The sequence below is a fragment of the Paludisphaera mucosa genome (assembly GCF_029589435.1).
GTDB classification, from domain to species: domain Bacteria; phylum Planctomycetota; class Planctomycetia; order Isosphaerales; family Isosphaeraceae; genus Paludisphaera; species Paludisphaera mucosa.
Window position 1 is genome coordinate 1,453,371 of record NZ_JARRAG010000001.1, and the last position, 25,472, is coordinate 1,478,842.

17 protein-coding genes are annotated in these 25,472 nt (G+C 65.8%); 10 read left to right on the top strand and 7 right to left on the bottom strand.

Translation table 11 applies throughout. The features are described 5' to 3' along the window. The first annotated feature begins 176 nt into the window (after window positions 1-176). The gene (locus tag PZE19_RS06000) at window positions 177-1,958 is read left to right on the top strand and encodes a DUF885 domain-containing protein (protein WP_277859664.1); all 1,782 of its coding nucleotides are present in this window, start codon (window positions 177-179) and stop codon (window positions 1,956-1,958) included. Window positions 1,959-2,064: 106 nt separating this feature from the next. Here PZE19_RS06000 and PZE19_RS06005 read toward each other — a convergent pair whose 3' ends face one another. The 4 genes from PZE19_RS06005 to PZE19_RS06020 all read right to left on the bottom strand — a co-directional run bounded on the left by PZE19_RS06005 (window position 2,065) and on the right by PZE19_RS06020 (window position 5,983). After that, the gene (locus tag PZE19_RS06005) at window positions 2,065-3,222 is read right to left on the bottom strand and encodes a hypothetical protein (protein WP_277859665.1); all 1,158 of its coding nucleotides are present in this window, start codon (window positions 3,220-3,222) and stop codon (window positions 2,065-2,067) included. A 286-nt stretch (window positions 3,223-3,508) separates the two neighbouring features. Next, a complete protein-coding gene (locus tag PZE19_RS06010) occupies window positions 3,509-3,886 on the bottom strand; it encodes an FHA domain-containing protein (RefSeq protein ID WP_277859666.1) in 378 nt (125 codons plus the stop codon). Next, complete coding sequence (locus PZE19_RS06015; RefSeq protein WP_277859667.1) at window positions 3,883-4,440, bottom strand: FHA domain-containing protein; 558 nt, start codon at window positions 4,438-4,440, stop codon at window positions 3,883-3,885. The genes PZE19_RS06010 and PZE19_RS06015 overlap by 4 nt, the downstream gene beginning before the upstream one ends. Window positions 4,441-4,996: 556 nt before the next feature. Further along, window positions 4,997-5,983: an NAD-dependent epimerase/dehydratase family protein gene (locus tag PZE19_RS06020; protein ID WP_277859668.1), complete on the bottom strand. Its 987-nt coding sequence runs from the start codon at window positions 5,981-5,983 to the stop codon at window positions 4,997-4,999. Between the two features lie 96 nt (window positions 5,984-6,079). Between PZE19_RS06020 and PZE19_RS06025 the strand changes: the two genes are divergently transcribed. Continuing rightward, entirely contained in the window at window positions 6,080-7,393 is a 1,314-nt protein-coding gene (locus PZE19_RS06025; protein WP_277859669.1) for a hypothetical protein, read from the top strand. Between the two features lie 10 nt (window positions 7,394-7,403). Here PZE19_RS06025 and PZE19_RS06030 read toward each other — a convergent pair whose 3' ends face one another. From PZE19_RS06030 to PZE19_RS06040, 3 genes are all read right to left on the bottom strand, one after another. Beyond that, on the bottom strand, window positions 7,404-9,524 hold the full coding sequence (locus PZE19_RS06030; RefSeq protein WP_277859670.1) for a DUF8201 family protein: 2,121 nt from the start codon (window positions 9,522-9,524) through the stop codon (window positions 7,404-7,406). 1 nt (window position 9,525) lies between these two features. Next, complete coding sequence (locus PZE19_RS06035) at window positions 9,526-11,082, bottom strand: UxaA family hydrolase (protein ID WP_277859671.1); 1,557 nt, start codon at window positions 11,080-11,082, stop codon at window positions 9,526-9,528. Window positions 11,083-11,193: 111 nt separating this feature from the next. Further along, on the bottom strand, window positions 11,194-12,456 hold the full coding sequence (locus PZE19_RS06040; protein ID WP_277859672.1) for a PQQ-dependent sugar dehydrogenase: 1,263 nt from the start codon (window positions 12,454-12,456) through the stop codon (window positions 11,194-11,196). Window positions 12,457-12,909: 453 nt separating this feature from the next. Between PZE19_RS06040 and PZE19_RS06045 the strand changes: the two genes are divergently transcribed. From PZE19_RS06045 to PZE19_RS06080, 8 genes are all read left to right on the top strand, one after another. Beyond that, window positions 12,910-14,661, top strand: a complete 1,752-nt coding sequence (locus PZE19_RS06045; protein WP_277859673.1) for a GspE/PulE family protein — start codon at window positions 12,910-12,912, stop codon at window positions 14,659-14,661. Between the two features lie 303 nt (window positions 14,662-14,964). Beyond that, complete coding sequence (locus PZE19_RS06050) at window positions 14,965-16,077, top strand: type IV pilus twitching motility protein PilT (RefSeq protein WP_277859674.1); 1,113 nt, start codon at window positions 14,965-14,967, stop codon at window positions 16,075-16,077. Between the two features lie 328 nt (window positions 16,078-16,405). Then, on the top strand, window positions 16,406-18,121 hold the full coding sequence (locus PZE19_RS06055; RefSeq protein WP_277859675.1) for a GspE/PulE family protein: 1,716 nt from the start codon (window positions 16,406-16,408) through the stop codon (window positions 18,119-18,121). Window positions 18,122-18,200: 79 nt separating this feature from the next. Further along, on the top strand, window positions 18,201-19,445 hold the full coding sequence (locus tag PZE19_RS06060) for a type II secretion system F family protein (RefSeq protein ID WP_277859676.1): 1,245 nt from the start codon (window positions 18,201-18,203) through the stop codon (window positions 19,443-19,445). Window positions 19,446-19,589: 144 nt separating this feature from the next. Continuing rightward, complete coding sequence (locus tag PZE19_RS06065) at window positions 19,590-20,810, top strand: type II secretion system protein (protein WP_277859677.1); 1,221 nt, start codon at window positions 19,590-19,592, stop codon at window positions 20,808-20,810. Window positions 20,811-20,924: 114 nt separating this feature from the next. Next, a complete protein-coding gene (locus tag PZE19_RS06070) occupies window positions 20,925-22,565 on the top strand; it encodes a type II secretion system protein (protein ID WP_277859678.1) in 1,641 nt (546 codons plus the stop codon). Beyond that, on the top strand, window positions 22,562-23,980 hold the full coding sequence (locus tag PZE19_RS06075; RefSeq protein ID WP_277859679.1) for a prepilin-type N-terminal cleavage/methylation domain-containing protein: 1,419 nt from the start codon (window positions 22,562-22,564) through the stop codon (window positions 23,978-23,980). The genes PZE19_RS06070 and PZE19_RS06075 overlap by 4 nt, the downstream gene beginning before the upstream one ends. Then, window positions 23,977-25,461, top strand: coding sequence for a type IV pilus modification PilV family protein (locus tag PZE19_RS06080; RefSeq protein ID WP_277859680.1), 1,485 nt, complete (start codon window positions 23,977-23,979; stop codon window positions 25,459-25,461). Before PZE19_RS06075 ends, PZE19_RS06080 begins: the two co-directional genes overlap by 4 nt. The last annotated feature ends 11 nt before the right edge of the window (window positions 25,462-25,472 follow it).

A 25,472-nucleotide genomic window follows, 5' to 3' on the forward strand; every position in this document is an offset into this window, starting at 1 on the left:
CGGACGCCTCGGAAATCGAACCGTCGCAATCGGAGGATGCGCATTGGTTGACGGGAGATCCCGCCGCATCGTAAGGTCTCGTTCTAACATTCCGAGTCCATTTTGACAAGTCTGACGAGCTTAGGCATCGCCGGGCCCCCGCCTCGCGGCGCGACGACCCTCGGAGGAAAGCCGTTATGATCCGGCCTTATACGACGTTCGCCGTCATCGCCCTGTCGTTGTTGAGTCGCGCGCCGGCCTGCGGCGCCGACGACGCGGAAGACGCGCGATTGAACGGGGCTTTCGACGTCTACTTGAAGGAGTCGTTCCGCCGCGAGCCGATGTCGGCGACCCGTCTGGGCGATCACGCGTACGACGACCGCCTTGACGACGTCTCGCCCGAGGCGCGTCGGGCCAACCTGGAGTTCCTGCGCGAGACGCTCGAACGGCTGGGCCGCGACGTGCATCCGGATCAACTCTCGCCGGCGGGAAAGGTCGACCATGACGTCTTCCGCCGCAACCTCGAAGCTTCGATCTGGCTCCGCGAGACGTTCGACCCTTTCCGGGACGACCCCCGAGTTTACGGCGACTACGTCGCCGAGAGCGTGTATCTCCCCCTGACTCAGTCGACGCTCCCTCGCGAGGTGAACAAGCGAAACGTCCTCAAGCGAATGCAAGAAGTGCCGCGGATCCTGGAGACCGCCAGGCGGACGATCGGCCGCCCGCCTCGGGTCAAGGTCGAGACGGCGGTCCGTCAGGCCGAGGGAGCGGTCTCTTTCTACAAGGCGGAGCTGTTCCAGCTTGTCGGCGACAAGCCCGGCGAAGGCGAGTTGACCGAGCCCGCCGCCAAGATCGTCGAGGCGCTCACGAAGTATATCGCCTTCCTGAAGGACGAGGTCTTGCCCCGGCGCGGCGAGGAGTGGCGGATCGGCCGCGAAAAATTCGTCAAGAAGCTCGACTACGAGCTGGACGCGGGGCTTTCCGCCGACGAAGTCCTGGCCGAGGCCGAGCGTGAAGCGACTCGCGTCGAGTCGGAGATGGGCGTTTTCGCCCGCCACCTGTGGTCGGAATATTTCCCAGGCGTGGCCGTCCCCCCCGACGATGAGGCGGGCCGTCGCGAGATGATCCGCCGCGTCCTGGGCCGGATCGGCGACGACCACGGCACGGCCGAGACGCTCGTCGCCGACGCCAAGGGGACCGTCCGGGCGATCCAGGAGTTCATCCGGGCGAAGAACATCCTCGGCCTGCCGGACCCCGATCAGTTGCGGATCATCGAGATGCCCGAATTCATGCGCGGAAATTCCGTGGCCTACCTCAACCCGGCGCCGCCGCTCGACGCCCGGGGGTCCAGCGAATACGCCATCAGCCCGCCGCCGTCGGAATGGAGCCGGGAGCGCGCCGAGAGTTTCCTGCACGAGTACAACCGGGCGATGCTCCAAATCCTGACGATCCACGAGGCCTATCCCGGCCACTACGTCCAGCTCGAATACTCGAACCGCTGCCCCAGCAAGATCCGCCGCGTGCTCTCCTCGGGCACCTTCGCCGAGGGCTGGGCCGTCTACACCGAGCAGATGATGCTCGACCAGGGCTTCGGCGGAGGGAGCGTCCCGCTCCGGCTCCAGCAGCTCAAGTTCTACCTGCGGGCCGTGGTCAATGCGATCCTCGACAACAAGATGCACTGCGGCGGCATGACCGACGCGGAGGCGCGCGAACTGCTCGTCGGCCGGGCCTTCCAGACCGACGGCGAGGCCGAAGGCAAGATCATCCGATCCAAGCAGTCGTCGTGTCAGCTCTCGACGTATTTCGTCGGCCGGACGGCTTTCAGCCGCCTCCGGCGGGCGGTCCAGCGCGAGCAGGGAGATCGATTCGACCTCGGGAGATATCACGAGGCCGTCCTGTCCGAAGGCACGATCCCGGTCAAGCACCTGCCGCAACTCGTCCGGGCCAGGCTCGCCGAAACGGGGCAGGGGGCGCGCTGAGGATTCGAGTCGAGATGTGTCCAAATCCCATGAAAAGGCCCCGCCCGCGACTCGGATGGTCGCGGGCGGGGCTTGATTCGTAGGATTTCGCCGACGACGAAGGACGTCAGGGCTTGGGCGTCGGGGGCGGGGGGGTTGCGCCCGCGGCGGGTGCCGGGGCGGCCTTCTTCTTGCCCTCGATGTCGTCGTCGCCCATCGCCGAGAAGAAATCGTGGGGCTGAGCCTTGTAGCTCGGGGTGGTTTCCGGGAGCTTCAGCTCGGCCAGGAGCTTGTCGCGGACGCCGTCCATCGCGGGGAAGAGTTCGGAGTAAGCGGTCCGCTGGTCGGGCGTCGTCGCCGGGCCGAACCGCAGGTTGAAGGTGTGCATGAAGCCCAGGACGTTGCTCAGGTTGGTCTTGTCGATCTTCCGAAGCTCGTCGAGGACCTGTTCGACCTGCGGCTTGTCGAGCAGCCGGGTCATGGCGACGATCGTCTTGGCGAAGTTCATGGCGTCGATGTCCTCGCGGCGATTCGCGAGCGGCATCTCGCTGACCTTGTCCTTGATCCGCTTGGCCACGCCCCGAAGCTGGGTCAGGGTTTCGGGAGCGATCTCGCCTTCTTCGTCTTCCTTACGGGCCTGCACGACCAGCTTCTCGAAGTCCTTCTGCTCGGGCTCGAGGCGGGGGTCCCGGAGCCGCGCCGGCCACTTCGACGCGTCGCGAATCGCTTCCAGGCTGATCGAGATGGCTTCGGAGGCGCTCACGAAGGGGATCTGGCGCACGAGCTTGGCGTCGATCGGGGCGTCCACGGTCCGCAGGGCCGAGGGCGGGATCCGCGGGTCGGAGAGCTGGTCGAGGATCGCGTTCAACGCGTCGCCCCGCTCGACGTCGCGAGCGGACGGGTTGTTGTTGATCCGATCCATCTGGGAGTTGAACGCTTCCTTGTTCTTGGCGATGTTCGCGTCGCGACGCCCGTAGTACTGCCGGGTGGCTTCCTTCTGGGCCTCGTAGACGTACTGATTCCAGCGCATCGTCGTGTCGGTGTTGATCGAGTTGGCGACGGCGGTCTTCTCGTTGTAGATGCCGGCCCCGATGTTGAACATCCCAAGGCCCTGGGCGACGCTGCCGGCGTAGCTCTGCCCGCCGCCGCCGCCCCAGCCGCCCCAGCCGTAACCGCCGTAGCCGCCGGGGTACATGCCGTAACCGAACTGGGCCCGGGTTTCGGTCGCGGAGAAGGACAGGGCGATCGCCAGGCCCACGAAGGTGGGGATCGATCGTTTCATCATGGTTTGCCTCTCGGATGACGTCAGCGACGGCGAAGCGAAGTCGGTCCACACGAATCGAGTCCGGCGGGGCCTGCCGGGGGGAAAGACGGGACGCCCCAGGACCTCGGCGCACCGGTGAACGGCTCGACGAGGCCCGAGCTTTCTATCATATTCCGTTTCTGAAACTATAACACCGCCGCAGAGGAAATCCACACGGCGCGGACGACCGTGCATGGCCTGCCGGAGACGCGAGTTGCGATCCCCGGGGGGCCGGCCCGGCGCGGCGTCGGGAAGCGTACCGGTCGACTCAAACGTCGTCGAGGGGGACCAGCTCGACCTCGGGTGCGGCGGGGCGCTCGCGGCCCGGTGGGGACTTGGGAGTCGCCGTGCCGGGCTCCACGTCCTGCTCGACGCGGAAGATCAAGGGGCCGATCGCCACCTCGTCCCCGCGGAAGAGCTGCGTCTCGGTCACGTCGCGACCGTTGACCCGGACGCCGTTGCGGCTGCCCAAATCTCGGATCATCAGGCGATCATACGCCAGCGCGAAGCAGCAATGTCGGCGCGAGATCTTGGGGATTTCGAGACGGAGGTCGCACTCGGGATGTCGACCGACCAGGTAGATCGGGCGTTGCAGCAAGACCGTCGGCCCGCTCCCCTTGACGAGCGGCGTCAGCTTGAGCGTCATTCCCCGGCCCTCTCCGCGTGGGAGCTCGACATGCCGACGGGCGTCGCGTGGGGCGGTTCTTCCGCCTCGTCGTCCATGCGGACGATGACCTGGATCCGACATTTGTGGGCGACCGAGGAAGGCAGGATCTTCCGCACGGCAGCCGCCAGGGCGTTCTCGTCGGGGGCCGGGTCCGAGGGGGTCCCGTTGAGGTGCAAATGGGCGAGATCGGGCGAGATCGGCACCCGCAGCGCCTGGGCGGAGGATATATCGGCGAGCGTCTTGTCGTGGCCCGACCCGTCGTCGAGGCGATATCGTATATGGGCGATCGAGAGCTCGTCGCCCGCCCTCAAGCGGCCCATCTCAACCCGCTGGCCGTTGATCCGGATCCCGTTGGTGCTGCCCAGGTCGCGGACCAGGACTTCGCCGTTGTCGTGCGTCATGCAGCAGTGGTGGCGGGAGACCCGCAAGGAGTCCAGCCGGGCGTCGCACGCCGGGTGCCGACCCACCACGACCATGGCGCGATCCAGATCGATATCCGGACCTTCGTCGAGGGCCACGAGACGGGCGATCATGGGACTGGGTCCTCGAACGACGCCGATGACGGGGTTCCTACGGGAAATCGGCCGTCGCGGAACGTCAAAAATCTACTATAAACGAAGTAACACCGGGACATCCACCGCAAAAAAGACGGCCTGCCTCAGGCGACCCAGCTTCCAAAAGATGCGAAAAAACCCCGCATGTCGGCTTCTCGATTCACGCGTCTCCCCTCACACCGCGATCGGCTCATCGGGACGACAAGAAATCTTTGTGATCCGTCCAACATGAGGCGAAATCTTCTCGTCGTTACCCCAAACCCGAAGCCCGGACGTCCCTCGCCGTAGCAGCCTGAAATCGCCAGTATTCGCCGAAACCCCTCGAGTTCTTCCCCGAACTCGTCGAAATGCCAGCTCGCATGCGAGTTCCAACGACAGATGCATGTAAGACGCGTGAGGGGATCTTTTTCTAACAACAACCTCTAATTGGTTCAAACAAAATAGCGAAACAGTGAACACATTCGGCGATGCGTTTTCACCGACGCCACAGGCCAGACCGAGCGCTGGTCGCAGCCTATCGATTTCGTATCGGTCGTCAAGCCTCTCGTAGTTGCAGCCAAGCCACGGAATCCGCGAGCGATTCGCGGATCGGCCGCGGTTCGAGGTTCAGTTCCCGGAGGCTCCTCGTCGCATCGAAATGCATGATGCGTCGCGCCAGCCGGAGGCCCGTCACGGTCGCCTTGGGAGACGACCCGGTCACGTGGTCGGCCCAGAACTCGGACAGATAAGCAAATCCCAGACCAAGCCCATAAGGGACTCGCCAGCGTGGCACGTCCCGGCCCGTCAACTCGGATAAAAGCGAGAAGATTTCCAGAAGGGCGAGATTCGCCCCCCCCAGCAGGTAGCGCCGAGCCGGGCGGCCGACGTCCAGCACCCGGACGAGCCCTTGGGCCACGTCACGAACGTCGATGAGGTTCAGAGTGCAGTCCATCACGGCCGGAAGGGCCCCCCGACAGAAATCCCGGATGAGGCGCGTGGGCGGCGAGCCGCCGCGGTCGCCGGGGCCTACGGGCATGGTGGGGTTGGCGACGACGACCGGCCGGCCCTCGCGGGCCAGCTTCATTGCGTAGTTTTCGGCGCGCAGCTTGGAGAGGCAGTAAGGCCCGACGGCGTCGCTCTCGTGGATGACGACGTCCTCGTCGATGAGCCCTTCCGCTCGGCTTTTCGTGAGGATGCTCTCTGTGCTCGTATGCAGTATCCGCTCGGCCCCCACGTCGAGGGCGGCGTCCAGGACGTTGATCGCGCCTTGATGGTTCACCGCGTCGAACTCGCGACGGTCCGGGACCCACAGGTTCGGATTAGCGGCCAGGTGATACACGTACCGGCTGCCTCGAAGAGCCTCGGCGAGCCCCTGGCGGCGGCGGATGTCGGCGAAGACCACTTCCACCTCGGGGGGCAGATGGCCGACGTCGGCGCCGGGCCGTTCGAGGACCCGGACCGGCCGTCCCAGGTCGAGCAAGGCGTCCACCAGGTGGCTGCCGATGAAGCCCGCGCCCCCCGTGACGGTCGACAGCCCGCTCATGTGACCCCCGGTTCCTTTCACGTTCGCTCGCATGTAGCATAAGGCGCGTCGTGGTCCGACGAGATCGATCGCCGCTGATCCCCGGGAGTCGCCTCCATGCCAGGTCCCCTCCGCCTAGCTGCCCAATTTCGGCGCGGCCTCGCGCTCGCCGTCGGCGTTTCGATCCTCCTCGTCGCGGCCTCCGCCCCGGCGTCGGCCGAGATTCTAGCAGGGGCGGCCGTCCGGGTCATCACCCCGAATCCGTTGCTCCCGGTCTCCGGCGGCATGGGGCCGACGAAGCCGGCGCTCGAGAAGCGCGGGGACCTGACCGCGCGAGCCCTCGTCTTCCGCAAGGGCGACGTTTCGGTCGGCGTCGTGGGCCTCGACCTGCTGGGCTTCCCCGCGGCCCTCGGCGACCGGGTCCGCGCCAAGGTCCCGCGTATTTCGGCCGTCAATATCCTGATCGGCTCCACCCACACCCACAGCGCGCCCGATTGCTACGCTTTGCCCGACGGCAAGGGGGGCCACTCCGGCGACCTGGCCTACATGGATTTGGTCTGCGACCGAGCCGCGGAAGCGCTGAACGAGGCGATCGACCGTCTCGAACCCGCGCGGCTGAAGGTCGCCACCGGCGAGGCCAAGGGCAAGATCGCCTACAACTACTACGCTCCCGACCTGTACGACCGGCGGATGAGCGTGATCCAGGCCGTGACGCCGGGCGGGAAGACGATCGCGACGCTGGTCAACTACGCGATCCACCCCGAGGTCCTCGGGAATAGCGTCGGCATCCTGAGCCCCGACTTGATCGGCCCGCTCTGCGAGGCGGTCGAAGCCAAGGCGGGCGGCGTCGCCCTCTTCATGAACGGAGCCCAAGGGGGCATGGTGACGGCCGACAACCGCCTGCTGGAGCAACCCGACGATCCCGTCCGCGGCCGCTGGAACGACGCCCGGAGCTGGGACGAATGCCTCCGGATCGGCCGCCTGATGGCCGGCGAGGCCCTGCGGATCGTCGCCGACGCGCCGGTGCAGGACGATCCGAAATTGAAGTGCACCGCCCGGACCGTGCGTTTCTCCGTCGAGTCCGACCTGATGTGGGCGGTCGTCGTCGCCTCGCCGCTGAAGTATCCCCACGGAGACGACCGCACCATCTCGACACGGCTCAACCTCGTCGAGCTGGGCGACGCCCGGATCCTGACGATCCCCGGAGAGGCCCTGCCGAACATCGGCTTCTATCTCAAGCGCAAGATGAAAGGCAAGGACAACCTGCTCTTCGGCCTGACCAACGACGCCTTCGGCTACATCCTGACGCGCGTCGATTTCCACAGCTTCCCGAGATACGAGTACGTCTCCAGGACCTCGCTCGGGGAGGAGACCGGCGAGATCCTGATCCAGAACGCGCTCAAGATGGTGGAGGAGGCCGGTCAGCCCTGATCGCGTCGGATCAACGGACCTCGAACAAATCCTGCTCCATGCCGACGGCCGTCGAGGGGCCGAGCACCCCGGCGGCGACCCAGCCGGCGAAGCGGTCGGGCGTCACGAAGTCGGTGAAGCCGTATCCGGCGGGGTGGCGGTGCCGATCGATCTCCTTCCAGTCGACGTAGACGTGCGTGATCTTCCGCCCGCGGAGCTCCCGCCGGAACTCTTCCGGCGATCGGCCGGCCGCGAGCGTCTCGATCACCTCGGGGTTGAAGACCGTGTTGTAAAGGACCGCATGCTTCAGGTGGAAGACGGCCGCCTGCCCGACCAGGAGGATCTTGGCGTCGGGAGGAAGCCTGGCGTCGATCGATGCGAGCGGGGCGTTGAGGCGGCGTGGCATGTCCTCTCGCAGGGACAGCAATTGGCCGGTCCACTCGTTCAGGCCCGCAAGCGCGGTCGAGCTGAACGTTAAGTTCGTCGCGATCCCCAGCGCGAGCACGCCTGCGCGGACGACGCCCCAGGCGAGGGACTTCGACCAGTCGGCCCCCATTCCGGCCAGGACCGCCGCCGCGGGGAGCATGGGCAGCCAGAAGCGATCGAGACGGTGGGTCAGCAGCCACCACGACAGGAACATCCAGGCCAGGTACAGGCTCAGCCAACCCGCGACGCGTCGAGATCTCGGGTTGAAGAAGGCCAGGGGGGCGAAAGCCGCGTAAAGGGGGGACTGCCAGTCGGACCGCCCCAGGACCTCGATGAGCGAATAACGGAAGAGCGGCCAGGTGATGGGCCGCGGCCCGTGCGCCCGGCTCCACTGGACTTCACGAGCCGGGGTCCAGTCGCGGCCGCCGAACACCGGGAAGGCGAGCGGATAGATCGGGTTGCCCGTGTCGACGACGTTCTTGATCATCCATGGACTCATGACGACCGCCCAGCCCAGCACGTAGGCCAGCACCGGCCGCGCCGAGCGCGTCCGCCAGGACTCGACGAGGCTCAAAACCCCGAAGGGGAGCACGGCGGGCAGGACGGCCGTGTACTTGCAGGCCGTCGCGCCGCCGGCGAGGATTCCGATCAAGACCCAGAGACGCACCGGCAAATGGTCACGTTCCTTGCGGCCCCGGACGAAGGCCCAGAGCAGGGCGGCCTGGTAGCCGCACAGCGGGCCCTCAACATAGGCGATGACGCCCAGTCGGTAGATCCAGGGCGTGCTCAGGTAGACGACCGCCGCCAGGCAGCCCGCCCGCCACGATCCCAGCCGGGTGGCCGTGGAGGCGATCAGGACCGCGGCGCACGGGGCGAAGAGCGCGACGAGGAGTTGTCCGACCAGCCCGCCCCACCACCAGTCGCGGAGGACTTCCATCCCCAGCAGGTGCAGCATCTCCACGCCGAACGGCATGTTCGTGTAGACGTTGTGCGGGAGGAACGCGATCCGGCCGTTCAGGAAATACTCCTTGGGGCCTTGGAGGTGATACTCGAGGACGTCGAAATCGATGGCCGGCAGCATCGAGCCCAGGAGCATCATCGCCAGGAAGGGAGCGACGACCACGACGGCGAGCGCCACGCCGGGGTCGAAGCCGTGGCGTGGCCATCTCCACATCTTCGAGCCGACTACGCCCGCGACTCCAGCGACCATCAGCGACGGGCGGAAAAGCCAGGGCCTAAGAAGTCCGAGCCGACCCAGGAACAAGGTCGCGAGTCCGAGGACGATCGCGCCGAGCGTGTAGTCGATCGCGAGACGCACGGCGACCCCGCATGAGCCCTCCATCTGGGCCTTCCGCAACATCCAGTCGCCGATCCCGATGGCGGCGAGCGCGATCAGGAACGCGGCGGCCACGATCGGGATGCGCTGCGGCAGGTTGCCGAGATGGCTCATCTCGCCGACGGCCTTGCCGAGGAGGGAGTCCTGATAGGTCACACCGGGCACCAGCCCGGGAAGAGCGTCCAGCAGCAGGATGCCCCGCGTGATCGCGCCCTTAGGGGAGGGAGCGTTCGGGAGCGGCTCGGCCAGGAACCAGCCGAGCCAGGCAAGCTCCAGAATCGCCAGGACGACGAGCGGCCAGCCGCTGCGCTGGAGGAGCCCGGGCGAGGGAGCGCCGAAGCCGGCCGCATCGTTCGCCTTGGGCCGCAGGCTGGGTTGGCGCTTGCTCATGTCAGAGGGTCGGCCCGATGGACCAGGGAGCGAACTCCTCCTCGCCGAGACCGACGCCTTCGCTGCGCGTCCGCTCGCCGCTCGCGACGGCGAGGATCTGCTCGAACAGCGATCGACCGACGGCTTCCACCGACTCGCCGTCGAGGATCGTCCCGGCGTTCACGTCCATGTCGTCCTTCATCTTCTTGAACATGGGCGTGTTGGTCGCCATCTTGATGCAGGGTGTGGGCTTGAGGCCCAGGACGCTCCCCCGCCCGGTGGTGAAGACGAGCACGTTGGCCCCGCCGGCCACGAGCCCCGTGGTGCAGACGGGGTCGTACCCCGGCGTGTCCATGAAGATCAGGCCCGGGCCTTTCGCCGGCTGGGCGTAATCGACCACGTCGACCAGCGGCGACGAGCCGGCCTTGGCCAGGGCGCCGAGCGACTTCTCGTAGATCGTCGACAGCCCGCCGGCCTTGTTGCCGGGGGAGGGGTTGTTGTTGATCTCGGCGCCGAAAACGCCCGTGTACCACTCCCACCACTTGATCCGGTCGACGAGCTTCCGACCGACCTCGGCCGAGACGGCGCGGCGGGTCAGGAGATGTTCCGCGCCGTAGATTTCGGTCGTCTCCCCGAGCACGGCCGTGCCGCCCTGTGCGATGACGAGATCGGCCGCCACGCCCAGCGCGGGGTTGGCGGTCACGCCCGAGTTGCCGTCCGAGCCTCCGCACTCCAGGGCCAGGCAGATTTTCGAGGCCGGCTGGTCGGATCGCTTCCAGGCCTCGGCCGCAGGCAAGAGCCCCTCGACGGCCGCCACGGCCGCCTCGACCGTCCGCCCGATACCCCCTTCTTCCTGGATGGTGAAGACGCGCGGCGACGGCGGTGTCGGGCCGTTCTTCGAGGCGAGTCGCAGGTGGTGGGTTTCGATCAGGTGCTCGGCGTAGGCTCCTTCGCAGCCCAGGCCGACGAGGACGTAGGCCGCCACGTTGGGATGGCGGACGAAACCGGCCAGCACACGCTCGAGGATCTGGTGGTCCTTGCCTTCGAACGGGAGCCCGCATCCCCCTTTGTGGGTGATCGCGAAGACGCCGTCGACGTTCGGGTGGGAACGCGAGAAGTCCCGGCCGCGGAATCGCTCCGAGATGTAGCGCGACGTGCTGGCCGAGCAGTTCACCGTGCTGACGACGGCGATGTAGTTGCGCGTCCCCACGCGGCCGTCGGGACGGAGATAACCTTGAAAGGTGCGGGGCGGCTCGGGGGGATGACTCGGGCCACGTTCCGAGGCGTACGCGTAATCGCGCTCGAAGAGGTCGGCCCGGAGATTGTGGACGTGGACGTGCGACCCCGCCGGGATCGGCTTCGAAGCGAAACCGATCACCTGGCCGTACTTCCGGACCGGCCGGCCCTCGGCGACGTCGCGCACCGCGATCTTGTGCCCCAGCGCGATCGGCGCCAGCGCCTGGATGGTCCGGCCGCCGACCTCGACGCTCGCCCCGAGCGGGATGGGCGCGGGGGCCATCGCGACGTCGTCGTCGCCGCGGAGGAGGACGGCGCGGGCGGATCGCGTTGCAGTCGCCATCAGGTTTCCTCAGGGCGAACGGGACTGTAGGGGGCGGGGACCGGACTCACGCCGATCACGACCGGACGAGATGGCGAGTCGGCCGCGACCGACCCGCCCCTCGCCGTCGGCTCACTTCGAGGCGGGAGCCAGCTCGTGGATCCGGCCGTCGAAGGCCAGGATCAGGAGTTCGCCCTCGGGCGTCTCGTCGAACGAGGTGATGTTCAACTTGGTCTGCGGCGTGACCTTGAGCAGTTCGCCGCCCGCAGCGACCTTGCCGCCCTCGTACTTGAGGCCCCAGATGCGGCCGCTGTCGTAATCGCCGTAGACGTACCAACCCTTGAGGGCCGGGATGGCTTCGCCGCGGTAGACGTATCCGCCGGTGATGCTGAGGCCGCTGTCGGGACGCTCGGCCGTCGGCTTGTGGGGGTACTCGGCCAATGGGGGAGTCATCTTCGCCGCGGTGTCGGCCTTCTGCCGACGCTGGGGTTCGAAGGCGTGGAAGCCTTCGCGGATGCTCCAGCCGTAGTTGCCGCCGTTGTCGATCTTGTGCACGTACTCGAAGAGGTTCTGGCCGACGTCGCCGGCCCAGAGGTCGCCGGTCTGGCGGTCGAAGCTGAACTTCCAGACGTTGCGCAGGCCGATGGCGTAGACTTCGGGCGCCCAATGGGCGTGGGCCTTCGAGCGGAGCGCCGGGTTGTCGGCCGGGATCCCGTACGCCGCGTCGCCGGCGGGGTGATCGACGTCGATTCGCAGGATCGATCCGAACCAGTCCTTCGGGTTCTGGCCGGTGTTGAGCGGGTCGCCGCCCGCCCCGCCGTCACCGAGCGTGATGTACAGGAAGCCGTCGGGGCCGAACAGGATCGTGCCGCCGTTGTGGTTCTCCCACTTGTCGACGTCCGAAACCCAGATCCGCTTCTCGCTGGTGGGGTCGGCCTTGGTCGGGTCGTCCGAGGAGACGTTGAACCGAGAGACCACCGAGCGCCGCTGGTCGTCTTTCGCCGAGTAATAGACGAAGAACTGGCCGTTCTCCTTGTATTTGGGGTGGAAGGCCATGCCGAGCAGGCCCTCCTCGTTGCCCCGGTTCATCTCGTCGGGGAGCTGCAGGAACAGCTTCTTCTCCGACGTGTCGCGGGGGCTCGACGGGAACGACCAGATCTTCGCCTGGTGCTGCTCGACCACGAAGTAGCGGCTGGTGTCGTCCTTGGGATACGCCAGGGCGACCGGACGGTCGAATTTGAGGTTGGGGTAGGCGACGGGCGTCGCGACCTGCGGCAGGACGACGTCCTGGGCTCCGGCGCGGGGCGCGGCCGATCCGAGGGCGAAGCAGGTCGCCAGCGCGGCCGCGAGGGCTCCTCGCGCCGGGAACGAAGACGTCTCGGGAAGACGCTGCAAGGGGAGATCTCCGAAGGGGGCTCGATTCGGGTCCCGACCGCGACGAGGTCGCCGGTCGTCCACACGCTTCCATGGAACTAGAGTTGTTGGGCGACGGCCCGCAAGTCAAGGCGTCGCCCGCCGATCCGCCGCCCGCGCGACCGGCCCCGGCGTCCTCGAATTCCATAGGAATTGCTTGATGGGGGAATTTCGGTCTGGTACCTTCAATTTGTCCTCATCGAATCCTTTTCATCCCCTTCGCCTGTTCGCAAGACGGACCGACCGATGTCGCTCGTCGCCGTCACGCCCGGGTCCTTGTATCCGTAGTGGACGTTACGCCATAGTATTGCGGCTACGCCGCTCGCCCCCTGACCTCGTCGGCGCGCCGCCCTCGTCGGACGCGTCGCTTGCAGCCGGGGACCAGCACGCGCCCATCGCCCCGCCTTTGGGTTTCCTCTTGGGAGTTACGTCGTCATGGCCAAGAGTCGGGATTGGACGGACATCCTCATTCGACGCGGCGTCATCGGTCCCGATCAGCTGAAGGAGGCGGAGCGCTCCGGCGGAGACGTCGAGGACGCCCTGGTGAAGCTCGGCTACGCCGACGCCACCGACGTGACGAAGGCCAAGGCCGAGCAACATGGGCTCCAGTACGTCGAACTTCGCGAGGTCGAGATCCCGGCCTCCGTCATCGGCAAGGTGCCCGAATCGCTGGCTCGCGAGAACATCGTGATGCCGATGTCGGAGAGCAACGGCTCAATCCGCGTCATCATGCACGATCCCATGGGTTTCGAAACGATCGAGAAGCTCCGCTTCGTCCTCAATCGCGAGATCGAGGTGGCCCTCGCCCCCCGCGAGGCCATCATCGAGGCCATCAACAAGTACTACGGCGGATCGGCGGGGGAGACCGAGTCGGTCGACTCGATGCTCACCGAATTCACCGACACCCAGATGGATTACCTCGACGACGGGGCCGGCGGCAGGCCGTCGACGACGAACACTCTCGAAGAGGGCGACGCCCCCGTCATTCGGCTGGTCCACCTCATTATTGAGGAGGCGGTCCGCAACCGCGCCTCCGACATCCACATCGAACCCTTCGCGGAACGCGTCCGGATTCGCTATCGGATCGACGGCGTGCTGATGGAGCGCGACTCGGCCCCGAGGCGACTGCTGGGAGCCATGGTCAGCCGGCTCAAGATCATGGGGTCGATCGACATCGCCGAGAAGCGCCGACCTCAGGACGGCCGGATCAAGATCAACGTCGCGGGCAAGGACATCGACTTGCGAGTCAGTATACTCCCGACCACGCATGGACAATCGGTCGTCATGCGGATCCTTGACCGCGACAACATCAAGGTGAGTCTCCAGGACCTTGGCTTCTCCGACGAGGACTACGCGAAGTTCCGGCAGTTGATCAAACGGCCGAATGGGATTCTGCTCGTGACCGGACCCACCGGGTCGGGAAAGACGACGACGCTTTACGCAGCCCTCAACGAGCTGAACCGCCCGGACGTGAAGATCATCACGGCCGAGGATCCCGTTGAATATTACCTCCCCGGGGTGAACCAATGTGAGGTGAAGGCGAAGATCGGGATGACCTTTGCACGCATCATTCGAGCCATGCTGCGGCAGAACCCGAACATCCTTCTGGTCGGCGAAATCCGTGATTTGGAGACGGCTGAGACCGCCATTCAGGCCAGTCTGACAGGACACTTGGTTTTCAGTACATTGCACACGAACGATGCGCCCGCCGCCATTACACGGTTGGTCGACATCGGCATCCAACCCTTCCTCGTGGCAAGCTCCGTGCTTGCAGTCTTGGCGCAACGCTTGGTCAGGAAAGTGTGCCCCAAGTGCAAGGTCCGGATTGAGCCGCCGGCCCATATCCTGGCCGGACTCGGCCTTCGACCCGAGCTGGCCAAGAAAGCCAACTTCGTGCGTGGCAAGGGCTGCTCGAACTGCAACAAGAAGGGCTACCGCGGCCGTCTGGGCATCTACGAGCTGATGCTGATGAGCAACGTGGTCCGCGAGATGGCGTTCAAGGGCGAGTCGACGATGGCGATCCGCAAGGTCGCTCGTAAGCAGGGGATGCGTACGCTCTTCGAGGACGGGATCATCAAGGCGATCAAGGGGATCACGACGCTGGACGAGGTCCTCCGGATCACCCAACACGACGTCTCGTCAGCACCCACGCCGACACCCGAAAAGAAGCCGTCTACTCCGGCGTGACGACGACCGATAGAAAAAACGAAAAGGTTCCTCGCGGACCCCCGCCGCGATCGCGGAGGGTTTGCGGAGGGCCTCGGTCCTGCAGGATTCTCAGATTCTTCAAGCACTTGCGCGCTTGATCCAGTCGTGCCCGATCGAAATAATGAAGGTGGCCGAGAGGATTCGGGCTCATCAGCCTAACTCCAATACGGTCCTCAGGAATTCGATGGACGCCTGGTCTTCAGGACAAAGTCAACTCCAGTCAGAACCGCTCCGATGACCGGCGGACATTCCATCGAGACCTAGGGGAGGCCAAGAGACGGCATGGGCACGATCCTCATCGACAAGCTTCTCCAGACCGTGTGCACCCAGCGGGCCAGCGATCTGCACTTGACCGTCGGCAGTCAGCCCATGCTGCGGCTCCACGGCCACATGCGACCGCTCGCCACCAAGATTCTCGAACCGCCCGATACCGTGGCGCTCATGAAGAGCATCACGCCCGAGCGGTGCCAGCAGGAGCTTCAGGAAGTCGGCGGGACCGACTTCGGGTTCGCCTTCGGCGAGATGGCCCGGTTCCGCGTCGCCGTGTTCAAGCAGCGCGGCAACATCGGCCTGGTCCTCCGGCGAATCCCGAACGAGTTCCTCACCTTCGAGCAGCTCGGCCTGCCGACGATCATGGAAGAGCTGATCCAGCGGCCTCGCGGCCTGATCCTGGTCACCGGGCCCACGGGCTCGGGCAAGACGACCAGCCTCGCCTCGATGATCAACTGGATCAACAACAACATGGACCGGCACATCATCACGATCGAGGACCCGATCGAGTACTTCCACAAGCATCAAAAATCGCTTGTGAATCAGCGCGAGATCGGCATCGACGTGCCGGACTTCCCCGAGGCCATCCGCCGCGCCCTGCGTATGGACCCGGACATCATCCTCGTCGGCGAAATGCGCGACCTGGCGACGATCCAGGCGGCGATCACGGCGGCCGAGACGGGCCACATCGTCTTCGGCACGCTGCACACGAACTCGGCCGAGGGCACGGTCAATCGAATCATCGACGTCTTCCCCAAGGAGCAGCAGGACCAGATCCGCACCCAGCTCTCGGTGGCGATCATCGGCGTCCTCGCCCAGGCGCTCCTGCCCCGCAAGCCCAAGGGCCTGGTCGCCGCCTACGAGATGCTCGTGGTGACGCCGGCCATCTCGAACCTGATCCGCGAGAACAAGACCTACCGCATCGACTCGTCGATCCAGACCGGCCGCAAGCACGGCATGATCCTGCTCGACGACAGCCTCTTCAACCTCTGGAAGCAGGGGCTGGTCGAGGAGCAGGAGGTCCTCTACAAGTCGCGCAAGGTCAACGAGCTGCGCGAGCGCATCGAGAACGCCAAGAAGGGGATCTTCGACGAGGCCGAGGGCGAGGAGGAAGAGGAAGGTTGAGCGGCGGATTCTCCGGGGGTTTTCGTCACAGGGCGTCCCGCGGCGAGTATTTGAGATATACACGTTGAAATAGGTTCAAGCTCAGTTCGATCAGGCGAGCGTCCGGCGGCGGGCGCGAGGGTTCGACCCCGGCTTTCGCGGCCGGCCCCCTCGACGCCCCCTCCTCGGATCCCGGAATTCCCAGCGACCCAGGCGCGCGGGCCTCGACGGCCGCGGCGATCTTCTCCGACAAGACTTCATCACGACAGATCCGACGACGAGGCGTGGAAGGCGGCCCCCCAGGGCCTCCCGGGGACGTCCCGCGCGTGCATCGATCGGGGGCGGGTACATGGCTCGACGGCTCGGCACGATCATGATCGACATGGGCTACCTCGACGAGGAAGCGCTGATGCGCGCCCTCGAGGAGCAGAAGCGCGGCGCCGGCGAGCTGCTGGGCAAGGTGATCACGCGCCTGGGCATGGCCAAGGAGGAGCACGTCCTCAAGGCCCTCGGCGAGCTGCACGGGATGAAGGTCATCAAGCTGAACGACGCCACGATCCCGGCCGAGATGACGGAGCTGGTCAACGAGACCATGGCCGCGGCGTTCAAGGTCGTGCCGATCTCCCAGAGCAAGAAGGACAAGAGCGTCACCGTCGCGATGGCCGAGCCCCAGAACCCCTCGACCCTGGCCGACCTGGGGCTCTTCCTGGGCGTGCCGGTCAAGGGGGTGATCGCCAGCGAGTCCGACATCACGGCGGCGATCGAGCGGATCTACGCGGGCCACCACGAATCGATCCAGGACGTCGTCAAGCAGATCGAGCAGGACAAGGGCCTGCAGAAGATGGCCGGCCGGAACGAGAACACGATCGACCTGGAGGCCATCGAGGAGATGGCCGAGGCCGCCCCGGTCCGCAAGCTGCTGAACATGGTGCTGCTGCTGGCCATCAAGGACAAGGCCTCGGACATCCACTTCGAGCCCTTCGAAGAAGAATACAAGATGCGGTACCGGGTGGACGGCATCCTGTACGAGCTGGTGCCGCCCCCGCGCCACCTGGCCCCGGCGATCTCCAGCCGCATCAAGGTCATGTCGAACCTCGATATCGCCGAGCGCCGCCTCCCCCAGGACGGCAAGATCCAGCTCGCCCTGGGCGGCAACAGCGTCGACATCCGGGTCTCGACCCTCCCCACCATGTTCGGCGAGAGCGTCGTCCTGCGGATCCTCGACCGCTCGGTCGTCCAGCTCGACCTGAAGCGTCTCGGCCTGCCCCAGGACACCCACAACCGCTGGATGGAAGTCATCCACAAGCCGAACGGCATCATCCTCGTCACCGGGCCGACGTCGTCGGGGAAGACGACCACGCTCTACGCCACGCTCAACGAGCTGAACAAGATCGAGGACAAGATCATCACGACCGAGGAGCCGGTCGAGTACGAGATCGAGGGCCTGATCCAGGTCCCCATCAACCCCGAGATCGGCGTGACCTTCGCGGCCTGCCTGCGGGCCATCCTCCGGCAGGATCCCGACAAGATCCTCGTGGGCGAGACCCGCGACCTGGAGACCGCCGAGATCTCGATCCAGGCGTCGCTCACCGGCCACGTGGTCTTCACGACCCTGCACACCAACGACGCCCCCTCGGCCGTCACCCGGCTCCGCGACATGGGGCTGCCGACGTTCCTCATCACCGCCACCGTCGAGGCCGTGCTGGCCCAGCGGCTGGTGCGTCGGCTCTGCGTCAACTGCAAGACCGAGTTCATGCCCAGCCCCGAGGTCCTCATGGAACTCGGCCTGACGCCGGAGCAGGCTGCGGGCCAGAAGTGGTTCTACGGCAAGGGCTGCGACCGCTGCAACAACACCGGCTACAAGGGCCGTCAGGGCATCTACGAGCTGATCGTCATGAACGACATCCTCCGCGAGATGATCGTCGCCGAGGTCTCGCTCGACGACTTCCGCGCCGCCTGCCGCAAGCACGGCATGAAGACGCTCCGCGAGGCCGGCCTGGAGGCGATCGCCGAGGGCCGGACGAGCGTGGAGGAGATCCTCCGCGAGACGATGACCGAGGTCTAGGCCGTCGCAAGAGTCCGAACCGCCGAACCACCGACCGTCCAACGAACCACGCACCCACGCCCGCGGCAGGAGCACGCCGATGCCGACCTTTCAATATGAAGCGATGGACCACACCGGGCGCGAGGTGAAGGACGCCATCGACGCCGCCACCCAGGAGGAAGCCCAGCAGCTCATCCGCCAGAAGGGCTTCTTCGTCACCAAGATCGCCGAGAAGGCCAAGAAGACCCGGAAGTCGGCGACCGCGAAGAAGGGCGGCCGGCGGAAGAAGAAGTCGTTCACCATCGGCCGGATCTCCACCAAGCAGCTCTGCACCTTCACCAGGCAGCTCTCGACGCTGCAGGACGCCGGGCTGCCGATCCTCCGCAGCCTCAAGATCCTCGAAGGCCAGTGCAAGCCGGGCGTGCTCAAGAACGCCCTGGGGGACGTCGTCGAGGACATCGAGAGCGGCCAGACCCTCTCCGAGGCCTTCGCCAAGCACCCCAAGGCCTTCGACCGCCTCTACTGCAACATGATCAAGGCCGGCGAGGCCGGCGGCGCCCTGGAAGCCATCCTCCAGCGCCTCGCCGACTTCAAGGAGAAGTCCCAGTCGCTGAAGCGGAAGATCAAGGGCGCGATGGTCTACCCGATCGTCGTCATCTTCGTGGCGTGCGTGATCGTGGGCTTCATCCTCTACTTCATCATCCCCAAGTTCGAGGCCATCTTCAACGACTTCGGCGTGCCGCTCCCGAACATGACCAAGGTCCTGATCCAGGCCAGCCACTTCCTCATCAAGTACTTCTACGTCGTGTTCCTCGCGCCGCTCTTCTTCTGGATGTTCATCAAGCTCCTCTACCGCAACAAGACCGGGGCGTACGTCTGCGACCGGGTCCTGCTCATGATCCCGGTCATGGGGACGATCGCCGAGAAGTCGACGGTCGCCCGCACGATGCGGACGCTGGGGACCCTCGTGCAGTCGGGCGTGCCCATTCTGGAAGCCCTGTCGATCGTCCGCGAGACGGCCGGCAACGCCGTCTTCGAGCGGGCCTTCACGCGGATCTACGAGAGCATCCGCGAGGGCGAGACGATCGCCCAGCCGCTCCGCGAGGCGCGCATCGTCGACGACATCGTCGTCAACATGATCGACGTCGGCGAGGAGACGGGGGACCTGGACACCATGCTCAACAAGATCGCCGACAACTACGACGAAGAGGTCGAGGTGGCCGTCGAGTCCCTGGTGAGCCTCCTCGAGCCGATCATGATCGTCGTCCTCGGCGGCATCGTCGGCTTCATCGTCATCGCCCTCTTCCTGCCGCTCATCACGCTGATCACCAAGCTCTCGGGCTGAGTTCGGCCCGCCGCGGGCGGCGTCGGGCCGGGCGGATCCGGACCGATGCTGACAGGTTTCAAGAACCGTCGTACCTCGACACGTGAGAACGGACCCCCGCGACGGCCCCGCCGGCCGAGCGGGGTTCCGCGGAGGCCCGGACCGATGACTCGCACCCCGACCCGCCGACGCACCCCGGCCGGCCCCGCCCGGCGCGGCTTCACGCTGGTGGAGCTGCTGGTCGTCTTCGTCATCCTCTCGATCCTGATCGCCCTGCTGCTGCCGGCCATCAGCGGCGCCGTGCGGACGGCCAAGACTTCGGCCGCGTCCACGGAGATCAGCCAACTGGCCCAGGCGCTGGCCCAGTTCAAGTCGCAGTACGGCGTCTATCCGCCGTCCAGGATCGTGCTCAGCGAGACGGGCAACTACCTCCCGTCCTACCTCCAGAGCAGCGACGCCGACCGCGGCAACGAGGCCATGGCGCTCGGCCCGCGATCCGTGTCCTACCTGAGGAGGATCTGGCCCAAGATGGTATTGAGCACTTCGGGGCCGCTGTACGTGACCCAGGTCCCGACCGGCTGCTACGACTTCAACGGCGACATGGTTGCACCGACCGTCGACAGCAATAATCTCATCACGGAGGGTCAGGTCCACATCCTGGACGGTGCCGAGTGCCTGGCTTTCTTCCTGGGCGGTCTGCCCGGCTTCGTCGACGGCGGGATCGTCACGACCGGCTTCGCCAAGAATCCGGCGAATCCCGCCATCGCCGCCGGCAACTCCACGCTCGGGACAAATCGCTCGCAGCCGCTGTACGAGTTCCGCCCCGGACGACTCGCGGATAATTATCCGATCCGTAGCTCGGGATCCGTGGGCAACGGCTTCCCCGAGTATCTTGACGGCCTCACCGGGCCCACGCCGCAGCCTTTCGCCTACTTTTCGTCCTACGAAGGCGCCGGCTACGACCCGGACGACGTGAACTACGCGGAGGAGGGCACGCTCGGCGACGGGTCGACGGTCACCCCGGCCTGGACCTCGTTCGGCACTCCACTCACCGGCATCGGCGGGTGGTTCTTCAATCGTCCAGCCGCCAGCTTCGCCCCGAACCCCTATACGAACGGCTCGGCGCTCAAGATGCCCGGGACCACCAATCCCGAGTACGTCAACAAGAACACGTTCCAGATCATCTCGGCCGGCCTCGACAGCCAGTTCGGATTCGGGGGGACGTACAAGACGACCGGCGAGGTGACGCCGTTTCCGACGCCGAAGGGCGTCGCCAAGGATGCCGACTACGTCCCTGAATTCGGGGCCCCCGCGAATCTTGCGAGGACCCTCCGCCAGCGCGAGCACGACAATCTGACGAATTTCAAGGGCGGGCGGCTCGACTGACGTCGATTCCAACGGGCTGGACGTACAGGTCGTCTTTCTCGGCGCCGCGGATCGACCCGGGCTTCATCGTCGGACGAACCTTTTCCCCGGAACACGTCCCTGCAAGGCGGATTTATGACACTCGACGGACGCAAGAACGATCTGCGGAGGCGCATTCGACCGGAGGCCTGGTCGCTCCGGCGGGGTGCGTTCACCCTCATCGAGCTCATGGTCGTCATGGTCATCATCGGCATCTTGCTCGTGTTCATCCTCAACGCGTCCTGGAGCGCGGTCCGCTCCGCCCGGGAGAAGGCGACGCAGAGCCTGATCTCCAAGCTCGACGTCGCCCTCACCGATCGGCTGGACGCCATCCTCCAGAGCCGGCCCCCCGATCCGACTCAGGTTCAGGGCCTCATCGCCCGGTGCTATGACACGCTGACACCCGCGACCGACCCGCGCATGTCCGAGCGGGCTTACGTGCTGGCCCAGATCGAGTTCTTCGCACGAGAAGTGCCGGACGTCTTCTACCTGCAGGACGTGGCGACGTACGGCTATCCCCTGAACTTCGCCGCGAATCCGTATCCCATCTCGAGCGGGAACCCCAACGGCGGCACGGACACGCCGCCGACGGACGCCGAGTTCGTCCTCCCCCTGGGAGACGGGTGGCCGTTGGGCGCGAGCGGCAGCAACTACTTCAACCCGGGGGAAGGGATCTATGGGGCCTCCTATCACATGGCGGCGGGCCTGTACAAGAACCTCGGATATCAACCGACGGGGTACGACGGGATCGACAACGACGGGGACGGGCGGATCGACAACTGGGCGGAGGGGGTGAATCAGGCCCCGGCCTTCACCACGGCCGACGCGACGGTGCTCGAGACCGTCCAGTCGCGGCTCGGGCTCCACAAACACAAGACGGCCCGCGCGGAAGTCCTCTACGCACTCCTGGTCGAGTCGCAAGGTCCGTTCGGTTCGATCTTCGAACGAGAGGACTTCACCGACCAAGAGGTGAAGGACACCGACGGCGACGGCCTCCCCGAGTTCGTCGATTCCTGGGGCGAACCGCTCCAGTTCTATCGATGGCCCTTGCTCTTTTCCTCGGGCCTGCAGCGGGGCCAGAAATTCCAATCCGTGAACGAGGACGTCGCCTATGCCGCACCCTACGCCGGCATGATCGAGCAGCGCGAGCTGGACGGGTTCGACCCCAATCAGCAACTCATGTCGCCGGCCTGGTGGTCGTCCGCCTACAACGATCCGACCAGCGTGACCAGCCTTTTCCCGACGCTCTTCGCGGCGAAGTCGCGGAACCGCAGCGCCGGGGTTGCGTTCTTCGAGAACTACTTTCACCTGTTGCATGAACCGTTGCTATACGGTTCGAGCACCGGGGTGGGGCTCTTCTGGGATCGAGGCGCGCCCAGCGGCGATTTCGCGGCGCGGCGTGCCCTCACCAGCAAGTTCCTGATCGTCTCGGCGGGGCCGGACAAGGAACTGGGGCTCCTCATGTTCGACGACGCCTCCTTGCGAGCCGCCATCTCGGACGCCGCGAGCACGAGCGCTTATTCCGCGGCCTACCCGCTGATCGCCCTGGAGAGCCAGGCGGCTCCTCTATCCCTCCTCGATCTCACGCGACTCGTCACCGATCAGGCGAGCATCGGCGGCCTGATCACGAAGGACGACACGGCGCCGGAAGACAGTTACAGGATTCAGGCCCGGGGGCAGGACGACATCAACAGCCATAACATTCCCGCGGGCGGCATTGGAGGTTCGGCGCCATGAGATTCCTCTCCGACCGGACTTCTTCGACGGAGGGCGGCCCGGTGCGCATTCGAGCGGGCTTCACGCTGATCGAATTGCTCGTCGTCCTCGTGATCGTCCTGATCGTCAGCGCCGCGGCCCTGCCCGTCGTCCTGCCCGCGCTCAATCATCGCCAGGTCAACGAGTCGGCTCGGCTCCTGCAGGGGGCCTTCGTCGGCGCCCAGGACGCGGCGGTCCACGCCAACGCCCCCCGCGGCGTCCGCCTGCTGCCCGACCCCGCCATCCCGACCGGGTCCAGCATCCTCGCGGCGAATCGCATGGTGGCCATCGAGCCGGCCCCGGATTATTCGGAGGGGAGGCTGACGGCTCGCGAACTGGATTTCAATCGCGATGCGAACGTCCCCTATCCGGGGGATCCGCCCGCAGGCGGCTTCGTGTATCCGTGGGACGCCATGGGGAATCTGACGGCGCCGGTACTCATCGTGACGGAGCAGCCGCTGCAACTCACGACCCTGGCGCGCAACGCCCCCACGTCCTGGTTCTGGAACATCCGCATCGGCGACAAGCTGCGCATCGGCAGTTCCGGTTGGCAGTATACGGTCGTGGGACCCATGACGATCGGGCCGTCCGCCGGCAATCCCGAGCTTTTCGTGAATGTGGGTGTGCCGGGCACGACTTCCCCGATGGACTACGGCGACGGGCAAGGCCCCCGGGAGTTTCTCTTCCTCGTCAATGGCGTCGACGACGACGGGGACGGATTCACCGACGAGGGTTGGGATGGGATCGACAATGATCTCGACGGCACCGTCGGTAATCCGCTCGTCGACACTCTCGCCGAGTGGGAGCGTGAGCGTTGGGTCGGGAGTGAAGCTCAGATCTACCAGCTCAGCGGCGGGCCCTTGATCGATAAGGCCTACACGATCACACGTCGTCCGATCCCGTCGGCGAACGCCCGCGAGACCGCCCTTCCCTCGGGCGTCGTGATCGATCTGACCACCTGGAATCAGGCCAGCCCGGAGCGGACTCGTGCACCGGTCGACCGGTTCACTGGATACGTCGACGTAATGTTCTCGCCCCAGGGCGACGTCGTTCCAAGCACCGTCTATTCCACGCCCGCCAGCTTCTCGATGAAAGACACTTTCTTCCATTTCTGGCTGGCCGAGCGACAAGACTTGTACGAGGCGGGGGCCAGCGTAGCGGATCCCGACCTGGCGAAATTCGCCCCCTTCCTGCCCGTGCCCGAGGGGTTGAATCCCAATGCGACGAACTTCCTGAAGGGCGAGTACCGAATCGTCACGCTTTTCACGCGCAGCGGGCAGATCACGACGAACGAGGTCGCGGATTTCGACCTCGTCCCCGGGAATTACAATACGGCCGCTTACAACCCGAGCGCTCCATTCTTCAAAGCTCAACAGGGCGTTCGAGGTGGCCAATGACGACGCGACGCGCGGCCCGGGCCGCGACAATCCGGAGCGGGATCACGCTGACCGAGCTCCTGATCTCGGTCCTGATCCTGGGGATCGGCCTGGTCTCCCTGGCGACGCTCTTCCCCATCGGCCTGGTCAGGCTGCGGGAAGCCCAACGCTACAGCCGCTCGGCGATCCTGTCCCAGTCGGCCGGGGCCGACCTGCTCTCGCGAGGGCTCCTGAAGAAATCGACGTTCCTCGACCCCAACCAGAGCCCCTGGTACGGGGCCGGAAACGTCCCGCTGGCTTACGATCCCTGGATCCAGGACACGCCCTTCGCGTTCGGCGACTGGTCGGGCGGCAATGACATCACGAAAGCCGGCGCATACCGTGGATATGGCGGCCTGGGCGCCCTCGGGGTCAATGAAAAATCCTATAACGGCGGCCCCCTGCAATACGGAGCCGGGCTGCCCGTCGCCTACGACCCGCTGTGGTGGCATCAGCAGAGGCTGATTCCGTCCAGCGTCCCTGCGGACAACCCGGCCGGCGAGGCGCGATTCGGCGACGGCAGTATGCTCGGTCTCGCGGACACGAGCGGCGGCGGTGCCGTCGCGAGCGCCTGGGGTTTGCAGCGGTTGACCAACCTCAATTACGCCCTCCCTTTGCAATCCAACATCATCCTGTCGACGTTCATATCTCCCGAGGACATCGTCTGGCAGGAGACCAACAATACGGGCTATCAGGATCTTTTCGATCCGACGGTCGCGATGCCCTCCGAGGTCGTCAGCCCCAGCCCCGTGATCCCCGACCTCGCGACCGCCGCCATGGCGACTCGCGAGAACATGATCGCCAACGGCACTCCGCCGGCCGAACTCGCCAATTACGCCGCCTTGACCAACGACTGGCGATACACCTGGATGTTCGTGGGCCAGCAGGCGGACGCGTTCAACGACCGACTGTTCAACGGCAACGTGGTCATCTTCGAGAACCGGCCCTTCGGGTTCGACTCGCAGTTGAACCAGGTCGCCGGCGAGCGCACGGTCCAGGCGGTGTTCGGCTACAGTTCCATCCGGAGGACGGTCGGGACCATGTTCGACGACACGGTCGTCGGCGTCTCGGCGGGCGCCGACAACGTCGTCCTGCTCCTCTGGCCGTCCACCACCCCGGACCTGGAAATCAAGATGGGCTCCTGGGTGGCCGACGTCACCTACGAGCGATTGCAGCCGCTGGCGATCTCGCGCTTCCAGTTCAAGACCTCGACGGGGGAACGCCAGCCGCCCGCCCAGCGCTGCTTCTGGTATCAAGTTCAGCGTGCGACGCCCGCCGCCGACACGGCGGGGACGCCCTTCGCAGCCTTCGGAAACGGGCGTTACTCCCTGGTCTACACCAGGACCAAGCTCCAGGCCAAGACGCTCTGGGACATGGCCAACGATGTTCCTTACCACGTCAACGTGGCCATGGTCTCCCCGTATGTCGTCGGCGTGGTGCCTCGGACCTTCGTCATGCCCTGACCGAAAAGCTC